Raw genomic sequence first — 16,470 nt, 5'->3', positions numbered from 1 at the left:
CGAAGGCGCCGTCAGCCGCCTTGCGGCGCGGGCCCCGTTCCTTGACCCCAGCCTTGTCTGGCGTCTGGTGCGCAATTACGGTTCATGCGCGACCGAAATCGTGGGCGACGCCCGCAGCATGGCCGATATGGGCGCGCAGTTCGGCGCTGGGCTGAGCGCGCGGGAAGTGGAATACCTGATAACACGGGAATGGGCGCAGACCGCGCATGATATCCTGTGGCGGCGCTCCCGTCTGGGCCTGCATGTAACGGATGAGGACGCGGCCCGGCTGGATGCTACCTGCGCGCCCGCCAGCCGGTCGCGACGCCAGCGGTTTCGTGACATACCGGCCGTAGGCCTAAACGGCGTACGGCCCCAAACCAGTATCCGCCCGTTCGGGCAGGAGATAATAATGAACAAGAAGAACAGAATTCTTGCTATCGACCAGGGAACGACCTCGACCCGCAGCATCGTGTTTGACCGCGACATCACCGCCCTTGCGGTCGCGCGTATCGAATTCGCGCAGCATTACCCGGATCAGCTGGGTGGAGCATGATGCGGAGGAAATCTGGTCCAACGTCCTGTCCACCGCGCGGGAGGCGCTTGAAAAGGTGGGCGGCCCCGGCACCATCGCGGGCATAGGCATCACCAACCAGCGCGAGACCATAGTGGTCTGGGACCGTGAGACGGGCGCGCCCGTCCATCGCGCCATCGTCTGGCAGGACCGGCGCACCGCCGCCGCCTGCGCGCATATGCGCGAGCAGGGGCATGAGGCCCTAGTGCGCGAACGCACCGGCCTGCTGCTGGACCCGTATTTTTCGGCCACCAAGATCGCGTGGATTCTGGATAACGTGGAAGGCGCCCGCGCCCGCGCCGAACAGGGCAGGCTGGCCTGCGGCACCATTGACAGTTTCCTGCTGTGGCGGCTGACCGGCGGGCGCGTGCATGCCACCGACATGACCAACGCCGCGCGCACCCTTCTGTTCAACATCCATACCTGCGCGTGGGATGACGACATGCTGGCACTGTTCAACGTGCCGCGCGCCATCCTGCCCGACGTGCGCACCAACAGCGAGATTTTTGGTGAAACGGACCCCGCCCTGTTTGGCGAGGCCCTGAAGGTCGCGGGCATGGCGGGCGACCAGAACGCGGCCATGGTGGGGCAGGCCTGTTTCCGGCCCGGCACGGCCAAGGCCACCTATGGCACCGGCTGTTTCGCGCTGCTCAATACCGGCACCACGCCCGTCCGCTCCGAAAACCGCATGCTGACCACCATCGCCTACCGTATTGGGGGCGAGACCACCTATGCGCTGGAAGGTTCCATTTTCGTGGCGGGGGCGGCCATCCGCTGGCTGCGTGACGGGCTGAACCTGATCACCCATGCCTCCCAGACGGATGACATGGCCACCCGCGTGCCCCACAGCCATGGGGTGTACATGGTGCCCGGCTTTGTCGGTCTGGGCGCGCCGCACTGGGATCCTGATGCCCGTGGCCTGATCTGTGGCCTGACACTGGACGCGACGGCCGCCCATATCGCGCGCGCGGCGCTGGAATCGGTTGCCTACCAGACGCTCGACCTCATGGACGCCATGCGTGAGGACGGTGGCGGGGAGCTGAGCGCACTGCGTGTTGATGGGGGAATGTCCGTCAATGACTGGTTCTGCCAGTTTCTTGCCGATATGCTCCGCACACCGGTGGAGCGGCCGCAGCAGGTCGAGACAACGGCTCTTGGCGCCGCCTTTCTGGCGGGGCTGGCAACGGGGGTATGGAGCAGCATACCCGAACTGGAGGGGACCTGGACCCGCGGGCATCTGTTCCGCCCTGCAATGGACAAGGCACAGCGCGACAGTATGGTGGCGGGGTGGCATACGGCGGTGCGGCGGACGCTCAGCGCCACCGTGGCGGCGTAACCCTCGCATATAAGAACAGGAAAAGAGTGTTTCATGACCTCCTCACGGTATAACCCCTATCAGGTTACGGACCGCAATCTCGCCCTTGAACTGGTTCGTGTAACGGAGGCGGCGGCGGTCGCCGCGTCGGCATGGACCGGGCGCGGCCTCAAGAACGAAGCCGACGGCGCGGCGGTGGAGGCCATGCGACGCGCCTTTGACACGGTTGCGATCGACGGAACCGTGGTGATCGGGGAGGGCGAGATGGACGAGGCCCCGATGCTCTTCATCGGGGAAAAGGTGGGGGCGGGCGGCCCCGGCATGGATATTGCCGTTGACCCGCTGGAAGGCACGAACCTGTGCGCCAAGAACCTGCCCAACGCCCTGACCGTGGTGGCGCTGGCGGAAAGTGGCAATTTCCTGCATGCGCCAGACATCTACATGGAAAAGATCGTGGTTGGTCCCTTCCTGCCCGAAGGCGTGGTGGATCTGGATAACAGCATCGAAGCCAACCTGAAATCGCTGGCGAAGGCCAAGAAATGCGATGTGTCCGATCTCATGCTGTGTACCCTCGACCGGGAACGCCATGCGGAACTGATCGCCCGCACGCGTGAGGCCGGTGCGCGCGTGACGCTGCTGAGCGATGGGGACGTGGCCGCCGCCATTGCCGCCTGCTGGATGATAGCGAAATCGACATTTACGCGGGATCGGGCGGTGCGCCCGAGGGCGTTCTGGCCGCCGCCGCCGTGCGCTGCGTCAACGGGCAGATGCAGGGCCGCCTCCTGTTCGAGGATGACAGCCAGATTGACCGCGCGCGCAAGATGAACCCCGATGCCGACCCGTCGCGCAAGCTGGCGCTGGAGGACATGGCCTGTGGTGACGTGCTGTTTTCCGCTACCGGTGTGACAGGCGGCGCGCTGCTGCGTGGCGTCCACCGCACGGGTGGGCGTACGGTCACGCATTCGCTGGTCATGCGCTCCAAGTCCGGCACCATCCGGTTTGTCGAGGGCCAGCACGACTACCAGACCAAGAACTGGTAATCTTTCCATCCGTTGCATAACAATAATAATAACAGCAATAGGGAAACGACATGACTGACAAAGCGGACCCCCACTCCGTCCGTCTGGCCCTGAATCCCGGTGTGGTGACCGGGTCGGATTATCGTCGTCTGGTTGAAACCTGCCGCGACGAGGGGTACGCGCTGCCCGCCGTCAATGTTGTCGGTACCGACAGCATCAATGCCGTGCTGGAAGCCGCCGCGCGCAACCGGTCGGATGTCATTATCCAGCTATCCAACGGCGGGGCACGGTTTTACGCGGGGGAGGGCATGAAGGACGCCGACCAGGCCCGTGTGCTTGGCGCGGTGGCCGCCGCGCGTCATGTCCATACCGTGGCGGCGGCTTACGGCGTATGCGTGATCCTTCATACCGATCATGCCGACCGCAAGCTGCTGCCATGGGTTTCCGCGCTTATCGACGCCAGCGCGCAGGCGGTGCAGGAAACGGGGCGGCCCCTGTTCTCATCGCATATGATCGACCTTTCGGCTGAACCGCTGGATGAAAACATTGCCGAATGCGCCCGCTTCCTGCGCCGCATGGCCCCGCTTGGCATCGGCCTGGAAATGGAACTGGGCGTGACGGGCGGTGAGGAAGATGGCGTGGGCCATGACGTGGATGATGGCGCGGAGAATGCGCATCTCTACACCCAGCCCGAAGATGTGCTCAAGGCCTATCAGGCGCTCTCGCCACTGGGTTTTGTCACCATCGCCGCATCCTTTGGCAACGTGCATGGCGTTTACGCGCCGGGCAATGTCAAGCTGCGCCCCGAAATCCTGCGCAATTCGCAGGCCGTGGTGGCCCAGGCTGTCGGGCGTGGTGACAGGCCGCTGGCGCTGGTGTTCCATGGCGGGTCGGGCTCCGAACCCGGCAAGATTATCGAGGCCGTGTCCTACGGCGTGTTCAAGATGAATATTGATACGGACATCCAGTTCGCCTTCGCCAGCAGTATTGGCCATTATGTAGCGGAACATGCCGAGGCGTTCCGCCACCAGATCGCCCCATCCACCGGCAGGCCGACCAAGAAACTGTATGACCCGCGCAAATGGCTGCGGGTAGGGGAAGTGGGTATCGTGACCCGGCTGGAGCAGGCTTTCGCGGATTTGGGGGCGACGGGGCGCAGTGTGGCGCACGCCGTGGCGGGCATGGAGTAAGCGGCGTCGTGTCAGCGGAAGAACGCCATAGGGAAATCACCGCCCTGGTGCGCAGCCAGGGTTATATGTCGAACGAGGAACTGGCCCAGAGGCTGAATGTCGCGGTCCAGACCATTCGTCGTGACGTCAACCAGCTGGCGCGGCGTGGCGTGGTCGCACGGCACCATGGGGGGGCGGGGCTGGTCTCCTCGGTCGAGAATATCGCCTATTCGGAGCGGCAGGTTCTCAACCGCCGCGCCAAGGAAGCCATCGGTCAGCTCGCGGCCCGGCAGGTGCCGGACAATTCATCGCTGTTCATCAGTATTGGCACCACAACGGAAGCCTTCGCCAAGGCGTTGCGGCGGCACAAGGCGCTGCGGGTCATTACCAACAACCTGCATGTGGCCAGTCCGTTATCCGCGCAGACGGATTTTCAGGTTATCGTAACGGGTGGACTGGTACGTTTTTATGATGGCGGGATTACCGGATCGGCCGCCAGTACGTTTATCGAGCAGTACCGCACGGATTTCGCGGTGATCGGTGTAAGCGGGATCGAGGAGGACGGCACGCTGCTGGATTTCGATGCCGATGAGATCAGCGTGACCCAGGCCATGATGCGCAATGCCCGCCGTGTCTATCTGGTGGCGGACCAGACCAAATTTGGCCGCCGGCCGATGGGGCGTGTCGGGCATCTTTCACATATCCATGGCTTTTTTACCGATCATCAGCCTCTGAACGGATATGCGCCATGCTGCGTGAACATGGTGTGGAACTGCATGTTGTGTAAGGGTGTGTCTGAAAAGCCTGTATTTGAATCCCCCCATAAATCATAAGGAAGTTTCCTGAAGGCGTTTACTTATTCTCGGATTGGATCAGGCGCTGAGATGCTGGTACAGAATGGTTGAGCCAATAATGATCAGCGCCATGCCACCCAGAACTTCGGCATAACGGCAATATAGGCGCTGGCATGTTTGCCCAGCATCACGCCCAGCGTGGCCACGACCGTCGTGACCGCGCCAATGACAAGACATGCGGTAATGATGTTGACTTGCATGACCGCCAGGCTGACCCCCACCGCCGTCGCGTCGATACTGGTGGCCAGCGCGGTTGCGACCAGGCGCAGTGCGCTGGCGCTTCTGGCGGGGGTGTCCGTTGTCCGGGCGTTATTTTTCAGGGCCGCATGGATCATGTGGCGCCCACGCCCAGCAGCAGGAAGAACGCGATCCAGTGGTCAACGGCGGCGATCCAGTTGCTCAGCGCCAGCCCGATGGCCCAGCCAATGGCCGGGGTTATGGCCTCGAAAAAACCGAACACGGCCCCCACGCGCAGCGCGTCGATCCAGCGGTTGCGCTGGTTGGTTGCACCCTTGCCAATGGCCGCGGCAAAAGCATCAACCGACAGGCTTGCACCAAGTGCGCCAAGCGTAAGGACACCAGTCATTGTGTTCATATCCCGAGGCCGTCAACCGAACGATGCGACCCACCTCTGGCCATGAGGGAGGCGGGGCATCGTTGGTCTTGCCGGGCAAGGTCCGCTGACCTGCTGCCACCGCCACGGACCATTGCGCTGAATGGGCCGAGGATGTTGACGGTGGCCCCGCGCTGGCGGGTGGCTACTCCCCAAGAATGACGTCCTCTTATAGCGCCCGGCCCCGCAGGGCAATGCCATTTTGTAAGGAATTGAAGCCGGTAGCACGGGTGGAGCCATGTTCGCGGGGTTTCGGCATGCGGCTGGTCTGCCGCTCAGGCGGGCACGAGCGCGGCTTCCCCCATGGGCAGGACAGGCGGCGGAGCCTGCCAGCGCCCATGGTCCACGTTGCTGATTTCCTGATCGATCTCACCGACGACCTGCCGGGAGAATGGGCCAAGATGCAGGTAAAGCGCGCTGATCATGACCACGTATGGCAATGCCCTGGGGTTGTGCAGGGCGCAGTCCAGCATCGTGCGCCAGAACTGCCTGCCTGTTCCGGGCCCCGCACGGTGAATGCGGAAGATGAGTCGCATGAAACTGCGCAGGTCGCCCTTCACCATCCGGTGCGCGCGTTCACGCCCGAGCATCCGGCCAAGGCGACGGACACGGCCGAAATAGGCTGCTGGATCATAGATCGCCTTGAGAACCGATCTGTAGTCGTTCAGTACGTCGCGACGTGGCCGTTTTGTTTCAAAATTCAGCCCGGCGGTGCACTGGTCGCCTGATTGCGTCTGCTCACTACCGGAAAAGAGCCGTCCCTCCGCCAGTAGGCGGCGCGTGAGCTGGGTTGTGGGCAGGGCGTAGAGCAGACCGACCATGCAGACCGGAATGGCGGTATCCTCAATGCATTCGATCATGCCGGGCGCAACGCTGCCCTTTTCGCTGTCGAACCCTACGATAAAGCCGGCATTGACGAAAATCCCGGCCTTATGGATCGTCTCGATGCTCTGTTGCAGCTGCGCCTTGTGTTCTGCTTTTTCTGCATAAGCACCAGTGAGTCCGTATCCGGGCTTTCGATGCCCACGAATATGGCGAAGAAATTCGTCTCCGACAGGCTCCGCAGCAGGTCGGGGTCATCGGCGAGGTTGATCGAGGCCTCGGTCGAGAATTCGAAGGGGAAGTTCTTCTCGTTCTGCCAGCGCTTCAGGTCTGGCAGGAATTTCTTGAGCGCCTTTTTGTTGCCGATCAGGTTATCATCAACAAAATCGACGTGCCCGCGATAGCCCAGCGCATACAGGGCATCGAGTTCGGCCATGACCTGTTCATTCGTCTTGGTGCGCGGCACCCGGCCATAGAGTTCGATAATATCACAGAACTCGCAACTGAACGGGCAGCCGCGTGAGAACTGGACGCCGACATGCAGGTAATGGTCCAGCTTCAGCAGGTCGAAGCGGGGCAGGGGGCTGCGGGTGACATCGGTCTTTCCCATCGGCGCCTCGAACACGCCCTGTCCGGCGCCATTGCGCCAGGCCGTGACGAAATCATCCATGATTTCCTCGGCTTCGCCCAGAACCAGAAAATTCGCGGCGCGGTAGAGGTCCGGGCTGGATGTGACATCCGGGCCGCCAACCACCACCGGCTTGCCGCGGGCGTGACACATTTCGATAATATGCAGCGCATCATTGCGCTGGGGCAGCATCCCGCCCGTCATGACAATATCGGCCCAGTCGAGATCCGCATCCGTCAAAATTTCGGTGTTGCGGTTGACCAGCCTGATTTCCCAGCTTTTGGGGAGGAGGGCGGCAACGGTAATCAGGCCAAGCGGGGCGGCCGGATAATGCGCACCGGCCAGATCGCAGGCTTCCGTGTAATTCCAGAACGAGTTTGCATTGAAGAGGGGAAAGACCATCAGGACCTTGCATGTATCGGTCATTATGACGGGCTCCCTTGGTCTACCTCCTCTTCATGATTGAAACGGCCTCCCCGGCTGGTGGTGGGGCATGGACGGACGGCCTGACCCATCTGGGGTGAAGTGGCGATATTCCGGTGAACGGGCGTCATATGGATCTTCCATCTGGATGTGGAAGCGTTCCTACACCCGCTGCCCCATAATAGCGATAGAAGAGCATCCGGCGATATAGCATGGGGAGGATGCGCCGTTTGCCCGCAGGGCGAACGCAACAGATGGTTCGTGCAGGAAGGGGGGTGCCTTCCTTATACCCTACCGTTCGCAGTCGGCTTCAGGGTTCAGGTCTGAACGGGCCGGATGCCGCCGGATGGAACCGGAAACGGTTAACGAGACGTTAAATTCCTGCTTTTTTCTTCACATATGTCTGCTGCATTATAATGCCACCTTTATTATTTCGTAATCTGTATATTTTGTGGTATAGAATGTCCCATATATGGATTTCATTTATACTAAATGCGTATGTCTGGTTAAAGCCTGACAAATACCAGTTTCCTGACCTGTTACGCCTGAACATGATTGTGGTCGGATCATAACGTGAACTACGGAGGGAGCGCGGGGTGGGATCGTCAGTATCAGCTTTTGTGGAAATGCCGAACACAGGCCGGGGACAGATACCCGGCCCAACCGGTACCCTGACTACTGTTGCGGAACCTGCATCCGTGCTTCCCGTTAGGGGTCTGTCTTCTCCACCATGCCCAATTCAGGCATGAGGGGAAGATATTTGGGAAAGCATGGATTTATCCTGAAATGCGGAATATGTTACTTAAAATGTCAAGTTATGGCTGTGATTCCAGAATATTTTCCTAATGTAGGACTGTCGTTTATTTGATTTTGGAATTGCGTAAAAATACCGTCCAATTTAACGAATCACTAACCGTTTTAAGGAAATGGTAACCTTTCATCCTTCAAATCCGGAATGGACCGATGACGACGATCAGTGCGCTTCAGGCGGCCGATAACTATCTTTCGCTTTCGACTGTTGCCGCAGCCGCCACGCAGGCCGATGATTCATCGCTCACGAATAGTTCAGAATACCGGGATTCAGCGGCCTCCGTTTCGGATACCCTCACCCTTTCAGCGGAAGCGGCGGTGGCGTTAACCGGCTCGACTGGCGAGACCACGGATCCACAGGCCGCGTATTACGCCCGGTTCTTTCCCACGCGTTCAGGGTCAGCCACCATTTTTGGGGAGAACATTCTCGATCCTGCCGCGACGACCCTCTCGACGGGTCTGAGTGGCCCGGAAATCGCGAAGGCCGCGCGCGCCAGCATGGACGCGGCGTATTCTTCCATGGCCGCCAGTGGACAGCCTTTCGATTTCAATAACGGCGTTGACTGGAATACGCTCATGTCCGGGCTGGACAGGACCGCGCTGGCCGCGGTGTCATCCGATCAGGATGGCCTGTTCTCCAGGGATGAACAGGATATGGCGCAGTCCTCATGCTTCAGGAGGAACAGTTCGCCATAGGGAATTATGCCGGTCCCCTGGATATGGAATCAAGGTTCGTTGCGCAGCCCCCGAGCGGGCAGGGTTATTCTTTCGATTCAAGTAACGCGATGGTTTCGGATACGTCCAACATTACTTACGCCGATGTTGCACTTTCGGAAAATCTGAGCCGCTATCTCGATAAAGCTGGCAGTTACGAAAAAAGCACCGTTCAGTGGGCCTTCGGGCGCGCGTCGGTACAGACCCAGTACGAGGAAGACATGGACGCCGCGCACCAGTCCTACGATCCGGAATATATCAGCAACCTGTCGATTGTTGGCATGTTGGGCGAATTGATGAAGAACGCCCAGAAGACACATGTCAGCAGCAATCCATCCGTCATGAACGTCACTGACCTGCTCAACGAGAAATGGGCGAAGGGCCGTGAAGCGGCGATCGAAGACGCACTGGTCACTACACGCAAGGAACTAGGCCTGTCTGGAAACTGATCCAGACCACCAATCGGGACACTTTAGCGATGCTCGTTTCCACAACATCCACCCAAACCGGCACCTATCCATCCGCGACCGATAACAAGGCGACGGATAGTACAGCCTCTTCTGCGGCCGGGCAGGTGAGCCAGAAGGACACATCCTCTGTCGTGGTAACGATTTCGCAGGCTGGTCTCGATTTCCTGTCAGGGACTTCTTCCTCCTCCTCCACCACATCATCTTCTTCTACATCTTCCGATGATAGTGCTGCCCTGGCATCGGCGCAGGGCGCGCTGTCACAGGTGGGGCAGCTTCCGCGCTCCAACCAGCAGAACGCCCGGGCGGAGGCGGAACAGCGGATTGACAACATCAAGGCGCAGATGCGTCAGCTTATGGACATGAAGGCCCTGCTTTCACCCAAGGCGCTGGCGCTGGAACTGTCGCAACTGGCCCGTCAGCTTGCGGCCGCCGTGGAACAGTACGCCCAGAGCGGCGGGACCACCACCGGCGCCACGACCGCCACGGTTGGCAATGTGGCGGTGGCCGCGCCACAAAGTACATCCCTGAACACAACAGGCGCCAGCCAGAGCGCAACAGACGATGGCACGGATGAAGGCGCGCAGCGCGGGGAAACGGATGGCACACAGGACAGTTCCGGTTCCGTGTCCAAACAGACAGGCAAGGCGGAACAGTCCGGCATGGAGACGGATGACAGTCAGGATTTTGAGCAGACCGTGCGTAACCTGGCCAATGAGATGAAGGCGCTTCTTCACGAAAGCATGAATCACCTGAAAAAGCAGGGTGATACGTCTGGCAGCGATATATGAATGGCCCGGAACGCATCTGGTGGCGTTAATCAGGATATTATTACATTTCAATAACATATGAAGTAATTGTAAATTTTCAATCTAATATCCTGATTTTGTGTAAATACCTGAGAAGTGAATTTTAGCGTATTTCCCGGATGGTACGCTTCCGCCGGTGTTCGTTTTCCTTGTGTCAGAGACTGCCTGAAAAGCCTGCCTTTAAGATAGTCCGCAAATCCCAGGGAAGTTTTGTGGACAGGCTTTCCAGACAGCCTGTAAGGAATATACTGGTTGTCATATAAATATGACTTCGATCATCATTATTTAACGGGATTTACAGGCGATGAGTGTTGGTAGCGTATCTTCGATTATCGGGAATGCCGCGCAATATCTCTCCGGCTCGGCCACGGAAAATACGGGTGGCGGCCAGTCGGGTTCTGTGGATTTCAGCAATGTCTCGGCTGAGAAATTGCAGGAAGTAAATGAGGAACTGACGCAGCAGCGAAAGATTACGTTCCGCCAGAGCGGTGAACTCTCGTTACTGGATGGCTGGGCGCTCAGGGGCGTTAACAGTGGGCAGCTCCGGCAGTCATCAACCGGCACGCTTGATGCCTATTCCCTGCTTGACACCATGATCAAGGATCAGGAATCCGATGGTATCGGGGACGTGAAATCCACGGTTTCCTCCCTGTCCGGATTAAAGGACGCGCTTGAAAATTACTCCAGTACAAGTCATTCCAGCACGGAAAATGTAACCGGGGCCGAGCAGGCGGAGGCCAGGATAGAATATCAGACAGATGTGAATCCTGAATAATTACGGATTTCCGGATAACCCTTCCGGCGTTTCCTGTCCTGTTTAACGAGATGCTGCCCCCGCGACGCAGTTGCCGCTGGAGTGCGTAGGCACGACGCTGCGGTTTGCCCTATAAGGACACAGGAAAAAGCGGACAACCTTTCCGCCTCCTTTTGCCGGGGGTTTATCCGCGACATAGGACAGGAGAAGCAGATGTCAGGACATGCACGCTCGGACAGCGATTCCACGGGTGGCCGGATAAGGAACAAGGTTGCCGTGATAACCGGGGCCGCCAGCGGTATGGGGCGGGCCACGGCCGAGCGCTTTGCCCATGAGGGCGCGCAGCTTGTGCTTGCGGATCTGGATCAGGAAAAGCTGGATGCCGTTGTGGGTGAACTTGCAGCCCAGGGCAGTGAGGTGCTGGGGGTTGCGGGTGATATTGCCAGCGAGGCCGATGTCCAGCGTCTCATGAACGAGGCTGTCCGTCGTTTTGGCAGGATTGATATTCTGGTGGCGAATGCCGGCGTCATTCCCGAAGCCGATCTGGCTTCCGCCACCGTTGACCTGTGGGACCATACCATGGCCGTGGATGGGCGCGGCATGTTCCTGAGTTGCAAATACGCGGCCGCCGAGATGGTGAAGGCCGGACGGGGCGCAATCGTCTGCCTGTCGTCAATTTCCGCGTTCGCGGGGCAGAAGGGACAGGCCGTGTATGGCCCGGCGAAGTTCGTGGCTTCCGGCCTGACCAAGCATCTGGCGATCGACCTTGCCGACAAGGGCATACGCGTCAACGCGGTCGCACCCGGCACGATCGACACGCCCGCCGTGGCCAAAATGGGCAAGGAAGGCATCGACAAGGTCGTTTCCATGCATCCGCTGGGCCGGATGGGGCGACCGGAAGAAGTGGCCAGCGCCATTCTGTTCCTTGCATCTGATGAGGCGTCTTTCATTACGGGTGCGGTCCTGCCTGTGGATGGCGGTTATCTCGCGCAATAAGGACTGGACCGGCGCACCCCACGGTCTTCGCGTATTTCCGCATGAAATGTCCTGAAGGTTGACAGCAGGCATATCCCTGCCGCAACTGTCATACCGTCCGGTTGTTTGGGTGGGGCTGGCTATCGTATTGTTCAGCAGGGCATTTTGCGTACGATGCCCCCCATATCCATTGCGGGAGAATACCATGCGGATTGATCTTACGGGTCGAACAGCCATTGTAACAGGATCCACAGGCGGTATTGGCCTGGCTATTGCAAAGGGGCTTGCCGCCAGCGGGGCGCGGGTTGTCATCAACGGGCGGCGGCAGGCTGCGGTGGATCAGGCAGTGGGGGAACTGTCATGCCTTGGCGCGGGCAGTGCTGTCGGATTTACGGGTGATCTGGGCACGGCCGCCGGTTGCGCGGCACTGGTGGCGGCCCATCCATCCTGTGACATCCTGATCAATAATCTGGGAATTTATGAGCAGAAGGATTTTTTCGAAACACCGGATGAGGACTGGACCCGGTTTTTCGAGGTGAATGTGATGTCCGGCGTGCGCCTGTCGCGTGCCTATCTGCCGGGCATGAAGGAGCGGGACTGGGGGCGTGTGGTGTTCATCTCCTCGGAATCCGCATTCAATATTCCCGTGGAAATGATCCATTACGGCTTCAGCAAGACGGCGCAGGTCTCGATCGCACGGGGACTGGCCGAACGGATGGCCGGAACCGGCGTAACCGTGAATTCCGTGCTGCCCGGACCGACCCTTTCCGAAGGGCTGGCGGAGATGCTCAAACCGGAGCAGGAAAAAACCGGCAGGTCACTGGATGAAGTCGCCGCCGGGTTTGTCATGACACATCGGCCCAGTTCGATTATCCGCCGCGCGGCATCGGTGGAGGAGGTGGCCAATATGGTGGTTTATCTTTCTTCCCCCCAGGCATCGGCAACAACCGGGGCATCGGTGCGTGTGGATGGCGGCGTGTTGAGCACGATCTGACAATGTGTGTGGGTAGACGGGACTGGTTCGCCGGGCAGGATCCTGATGTGGAAGCCGATCAAAAGTGAAAAAAGCCCTCATCGTTCTTAATCGTCCGGAAGATGCGGCGGGCCTTCTTGCTGCGGGGCTGGATGTGGTTGCGCGGGCGGACGGTGCGGTCATGAATGTGCTGGCTGCCCGTGAACCGCCGGAGGACACGATCCTGCCCACCGAGGAGATGCTGACGGACCGGACACGCGCACAAATTCGCACAGCACAACGGCAGTGGCTGATAGTCTCCATGCCTGTTTTCAGGGCTGGCTGACGGAAAACCGGGCGCATGGCGCGATGGGGAACGTGGAGGTCAACTGGCTGGACCCGGAAATTTCGGTCACCCGCATGATGCAGGCCTATGCCAGCGATGCCGACCTGATCGTGCTCGGCTTTCCGCAACCCCATGACAGTGACCAGAAGCGTCGGGCCGTTCACGCCGCGATCTTTGATTCCGGGCGTCCGGTCATGTTCGTACCCCCCGGTTGGAACCGTTCCATAGGGCGCAATATCCTGCTGGCGTGGAAGGATACCCCATCCTGCCGCCGGACGGTGCGGTCAGTGCGTCCCATCCTTGCGACCGCGCATGATGTGGCGGTCATGCGGGCGGATACGGATACATCATCCGTTCTGGCCGACCTGCTGGCGGGCCTTGCGGTCCGTTACCTGCCGCCGGAGGACGATGGCGCGCCGGAGGACGTAACCAGAGTGATCCTGCGCCAGTGCCATGATACCGGGCGTGATCTGCTGGTCATGGGGGATATACGCATGGCGCGCTCTATAACCGTCTTGTGGGCAGCGTCACGCAGGATATTCTGGAATGCAGGGAAATACCGGTCTTCCTGCAACATTGAAGGCACGACCAGGCACATCATTACGGGAAAGGAGGATGGTATTGGATCTGGACAGATTACGCGTAACCCTGTGGATTGCGGCAGGGGGCGCCTTGGGCACGGTCGGGCGGTACTGGGTTGGCATATGGATGGCGCGGTGGAGCCAGAGCCTGCCATGGGGCACGATCGCGATTAACGTGACGGGGTCTTTCGCCATTGCGTTTTTTGGCACGCTGACCACATCGGCCGGGCGGTACCCTGTTTCGGATCTCGGCCGCCTCTTTTTCATGGTTGGCATATGCGGGGGATACACCACGTTCTCCTCGTTCACATTGCAGACACTTGACCTGCTGCGTGGGGGCGCGCCGGGCCGGGCGTTGCTCAATATCGGTCTTTCAATCATGTTGGGCATGCTGTCGGTTTCCGCCGGATACATGATGGCCGCACGCCTGAATCAGGGAACGGTGTAGGAACCCGCTGTTTCACTGTCCGTTACTGACAACATATGTGTAACGCCCATACCATTACTGGAGATTCCCCAAATGCCATGGACAGCCGAGGATGCCCCGACACATACGCATAAAGCGACGACGGCACACCTGCGGGAACTGTGGGTAAAGGTTGCCAATGAATGTCTGGAACGAACGGGCGATGAAGCCGCGCCATTCGGGAGGCCAATGCCGTTGTGGCCCGCAATGCGGGGGAGAAGATGTAAATGATATTATGATTTTATTTGGATTTATTTATATAATATTTTTAAATTAAAAGAATATTTTTATTGTTTGTATAATGAAAAAGGAAGGCGGATTAGAAATCCTGTCCATGAAATATTCTACAAATCATAAGAAAGTTTTGGTGAAGCTTTTTTCAAAAAGCTTCAGGAAACGGTGCATTTTTTGAGAAAAGGCGGCACACAAAAACTTTTATTATTTTCTATCAACCAGTTGTTTCCAACAACCTCTTACTGAAATGGAGGCCCGGTATCATTCCGGGCCTCCATTCATGACTGCTCTCATCCAAAGAAGATCAGCGCGGTTGACAGCGCGAAGGCGGCGGCCAGAAGCGCGGGGGCAATAATGTCCCATCGGTCAAGTCGCCCGGTCTGTGATGCGCCAGCATTATTATGCTGGCGTCGTGAGTACATCCACATGGCAGAACTCCATCAACGCTTGTTTTGGGGCGTGCGGGAAGTATCCGGACAGTCTGTTCATATAAAAATGAACGATAACCATAGGGCCAGTGTCAGCATGACAATGCCTATTCCAACCCAGTTCATCATATCCGATTTTGAGCGGTACTGTGTTCCCATAGCCATGGCAACCTCCACCTCGGGGGAATGTTTCCCCGATACTGCGGATGTGGGGATGGTGGCATGTATTGAAAAGGGCAGGGGAAGACCGCAATAAGCCTGTTGGCCGGAACGCCGATCACAAATGCGATAACGCGAATTTCCAGACACAGGGCGTGGTGAACCCCCTTTGTCTGAAACATGCGTTCAGGCGCTCTGCTCCCACCAGTGGAAACTTGTGGAATGCGGAAAAAAGGCAATCAAGGGTAGCCTGCTACTTTCCATTGCGGATACGCGCAAACCATCCGGTCTTTTGGGGCGGCGGGGGGTAGACCTCCGTGCCAGCAAGGGATTCAAGGCGTGCGGAATCCCACCTTCCATCATCAATTGCCTGTTGAAGCATGGCTAATGTGAGCGGAACCGTTGTTGGTTCGGGTGCAGGTTTGCCCAGCAGAAACTGCCAGACCAGCAATCTGAACAACCTGAATAACAGGTCAGGTATAATCAGGAAAACCAGAAAAGGCGGTGTCTCATGGCGGAAATATCGACAAAAATCAAAATCTCCTGTGTTTATATGGAAAGTGTCAATATATGATACCATTAAACAGTGAGCATCGTATCCATCCAGGCTGAGATCTTCTACTATACGTGTTGAAAGCTGAAGTTCGGGTTCAGAAAGCCTTTCTTCAGATATTAAAAAGCTTTTGAAATCATCCGAAAGGGTGTGCATATTAAAAATATCCTATTTTTATTTCGATGTGTGGTTATACTTTAAATAATATTCATAAATCACAAAAATAACTGATTGAAAAGCAGTAAAAGTTCCTGAGTGCCGCCTCTTTTCAAAAAGGCGGCGTTCCTTAAAGCATTAAAAAAAGCTTCTACGCTGATATTCGTATAGGGGGCAGTTCAGGTCATGGACTACGCCCCGCGCTGTCCATGAACGGATATGCCCCTGTTGGTCAGGACAGGCACCGGCGCTCATGGGGTGTTACGACATCGGCCAGCGTGTATCCATTCAGGACTGTCATGAACGAACCCAGCGCCTCGCCCAATGCGCCACGCAACCGGCAGGCATCCGCCAGAAGGCACGGCGTATTATCCTTTGTACCTGCGGGATGCTGGCAACCGACCAGCGCCATGTCTTCCTCGGTATAGCGCACGACATCGCCAATGCGGATCTGGTCGGCGGGACGGGCAAGGCGCAGGCCGCCGCCGCGCCCACGAACGGTTTCGATGAAACCGCCAAGACCCAGCCGGTGGATGATCTTCATCAGATGATTTTCCGAAATACCGTACGTGGTCGCGATTTCACGGATTGAGGACAGGCGGTCGGTGTGAACCGCCAGATACATCAATGTTCTCAGCGCATAGTCGGTATGAAGGGTCAGTCTCATGAC

General features: G+C 58.3%; 12 protein-coding genes and 6 pseudogenes. 14 read left to right on the top strand and 4 right to left on the bottom strand.

The window, feature by feature from the left end; all coding sequences use genetic code 11:
• Positions 1-67: 67 nt before the first annotated feature.
• From JCM25156_RS30485 to JCM25156_RS20735, 5 genes and pseudogenes are all read left to right on the top strand, one after another.
• Positions 68-217: pseudogene (locus JCM25156_RS30485) on the top strand (hypothetical protein); the annotation flags it as partial.
• 174 nt (positions 218-391) lie between these two features.
• A pseudogene (glpK, locus tag JCM25156_RS20745) lies at positions 392-1,889 on the top strand (glycerol kinase GlpK).
• 33 nt (positions 1,890-1,922) lie between these two features.
• Positions 1,923-2,908, top strand: a pseudogene (gene glpX / locus JCM25156_RS20740) (class II fructose-bisphosphatase).
• 50 nt (positions 2,909-2,958) lie between these two features.
• Positions 2,959-4,077: a class II fructose-bisphosphate aldolase gene (gene fbaA, locus JCM25156_RS02050; RefSeq protein ID WP_025811902.1), complete on the top strand. Its 1,119-nt coding sequence runs from the start codon at positions 2,959-2,961 to the stop codon at positions 4,075-4,077.
• Positions 4,078-4,085: 8 nt separating this feature from the next.
• Positions 4,086-4,843, top strand: a pseudogene (locus tag JCM25156_RS20735) (DeoR/GlpR family DNA-binding transcription regulator).
• A gap of 85 nt (positions 4,844-4,928) precedes the next feature.
• Here JCM25156_RS20735 and JCM25156_RS20730 read toward each other — a convergent pair.
• Both JCM25156_RS20730 and JCM25156_RS20725 read right to left on the bottom strand, forming a co-directional pair.
• Positions 4,929-5,496 (bottom strand): annotated as a pseudogene (locus tag JCM25156_RS20730) (manganese efflux pump MntP).
• 302 nt (positions 5,497-5,798) lie between these two features.
• Positions 5,799-7,402: pseudogene (locus JCM25156_RS20725) on the bottom strand (B12-binding domain-containing radical SAM protein).
• Positions 7,403-8,359: 957 nt separating this feature from the next.
• Between JCM25156_RS20725 and JCM25156_RS02025 the strand changes: the two are divergent.
• The 9 genes from JCM25156_RS02025 to JCM25156_RS01990 all read left to right on the top strand — a co-directional run bounded on the left by JCM25156_RS02025 (position 8,360) and on the right by JCM25156_RS01990 (position 14,252).
• Positions 8,360-8,902, top strand: coding sequence for a hypothetical protein (locus JCM25156_RS02025; protein ID WP_025811900.1), 543 nt, complete (start codon positions 8,360-8,362; stop codon positions 8,900-8,902).
• Positions 8,875-9,369, top strand: coding sequence for a hypothetical protein (locus JCM25156_RS02020; RefSeq protein ID WP_025811898.1), 495 nt, complete (start codon positions 8,875-8,877; stop codon positions 9,367-9,369). The genes JCM25156_RS02025 and JCM25156_RS02020 overlap by 28 nt, the downstream gene beginning before the upstream one ends.
• Before the next feature lie 29 nt (positions 9,370-9,398).
• Positions 9,399-10,178 carry a hypothetical protein gene (locus tag JCM25156_RS20720; RefSeq protein WP_025811896.1) on the top strand — a complete coding sequence of 260 codons (780 nt, stop codon included), beginning with the start codon at positions 9,399-9,401 and terminating at the stop codon, positions 10,176-10,178.
• 322 nt (positions 10,179-10,500) lie between these two features.
• Complete coding sequence (locus JCM25156_RS20715) at positions 10,501-10,971, top strand: hypothetical protein (RefSeq protein ID WP_025811894.1); 471 nt, start codon at positions 10,501-10,503, stop codon at positions 10,969-10,971.
• A gap of 192 nt (positions 10,972-11,163) precedes the next feature.
• Positions 11,164-11,946: an SDR family NAD(P)-dependent oxidoreductase gene (locus JCM25156_RS02005; protein WP_025811892.1), complete on the top strand. Its 783-nt coding sequence runs from the start codon at positions 11,164-11,166 to the stop codon at positions 11,944-11,946.
• A gap of 184 nt (positions 11,947-12,130) precedes the next feature.
• Positions 12,131-12,919, top strand: coding sequence for an SDR family NAD(P)-dependent oxidoreductase (locus JCM25156_RS02000; RefSeq protein WP_025811890.1), 789 nt, complete (start codon positions 12,131-12,133; stop codon positions 12,917-12,919).
• 64 nt (positions 12,920-12,983) lie between these two features.
• Complete coding sequence (locus JCM25156_RS26950) at positions 12,984-13,223, top strand: hypothetical protein (RefSeq protein WP_051577448.1); 240 nt, start codon at positions 12,984-12,986, stop codon at positions 13,221-13,223.
• Positions 13,184-13,978, top strand: coding sequence for a hypothetical protein (locus JCM25156_RS30480; RefSeq protein ID WP_242402395.1), 795 nt, complete (start codon positions 13,184-13,186; stop codon positions 13,976-13,978). Before JCM25156_RS26950 ends, JCM25156_RS30480 begins: the two co-directional genes overlap by 40 nt.
• The gene (locus JCM25156_RS01990) at positions 13,896-14,252 is read left to right on the top strand and encodes a CrcB family protein (RefSeq protein ID WP_025811888.1); all 357 of its coding nucleotides are present in this window, start codon (positions 13,896-13,898) and stop codon (positions 14,250-14,252) included. Before JCM25156_RS30480 ends, JCM25156_RS01990 begins: the two co-directional genes overlap by 83 nt.
• 1,092 nt (positions 14,253-15,344) lie before the next feature.
• Here the strand turns inward: JCM25156_RS01990 and JCM25156_RS27525 are convergent.
• Together JCM25156_RS27525 and JCM25156_RS01980 are read right to left on the bottom strand one after the other, a co-directional pair.
• Positions 15,345-15,800: a DUF1493 family protein gene (locus tag JCM25156_RS27525; RefSeq protein WP_084296401.1), complete on the bottom strand. Its 456-nt coding sequence runs from the start codon at positions 15,798-15,800 to the stop codon at positions 15,345-15,347.
• A 232-nt stretch (positions 15,801-16,032) separates the two neighbouring features.
• Entirely contained in the window at positions 16,033-16,467 is a 435-nt protein-coding gene (locus JCM25156_RS01980) for an RrF2 family transcriptional regulator (RefSeq protein WP_025811886.1), read from the bottom strand.
• Between the last annotated feature and the right edge of the window lie 3 nt (positions 16,468-16,470).

It is taken from the genome of Komagataeibacter kakiaceti JCM 25156 (assembly GCF_000613305.1).
Note: the sequence above shows the minus strand (reverse complement) of the source record. Positions and strands in the feature narration are given on the sequence as shown.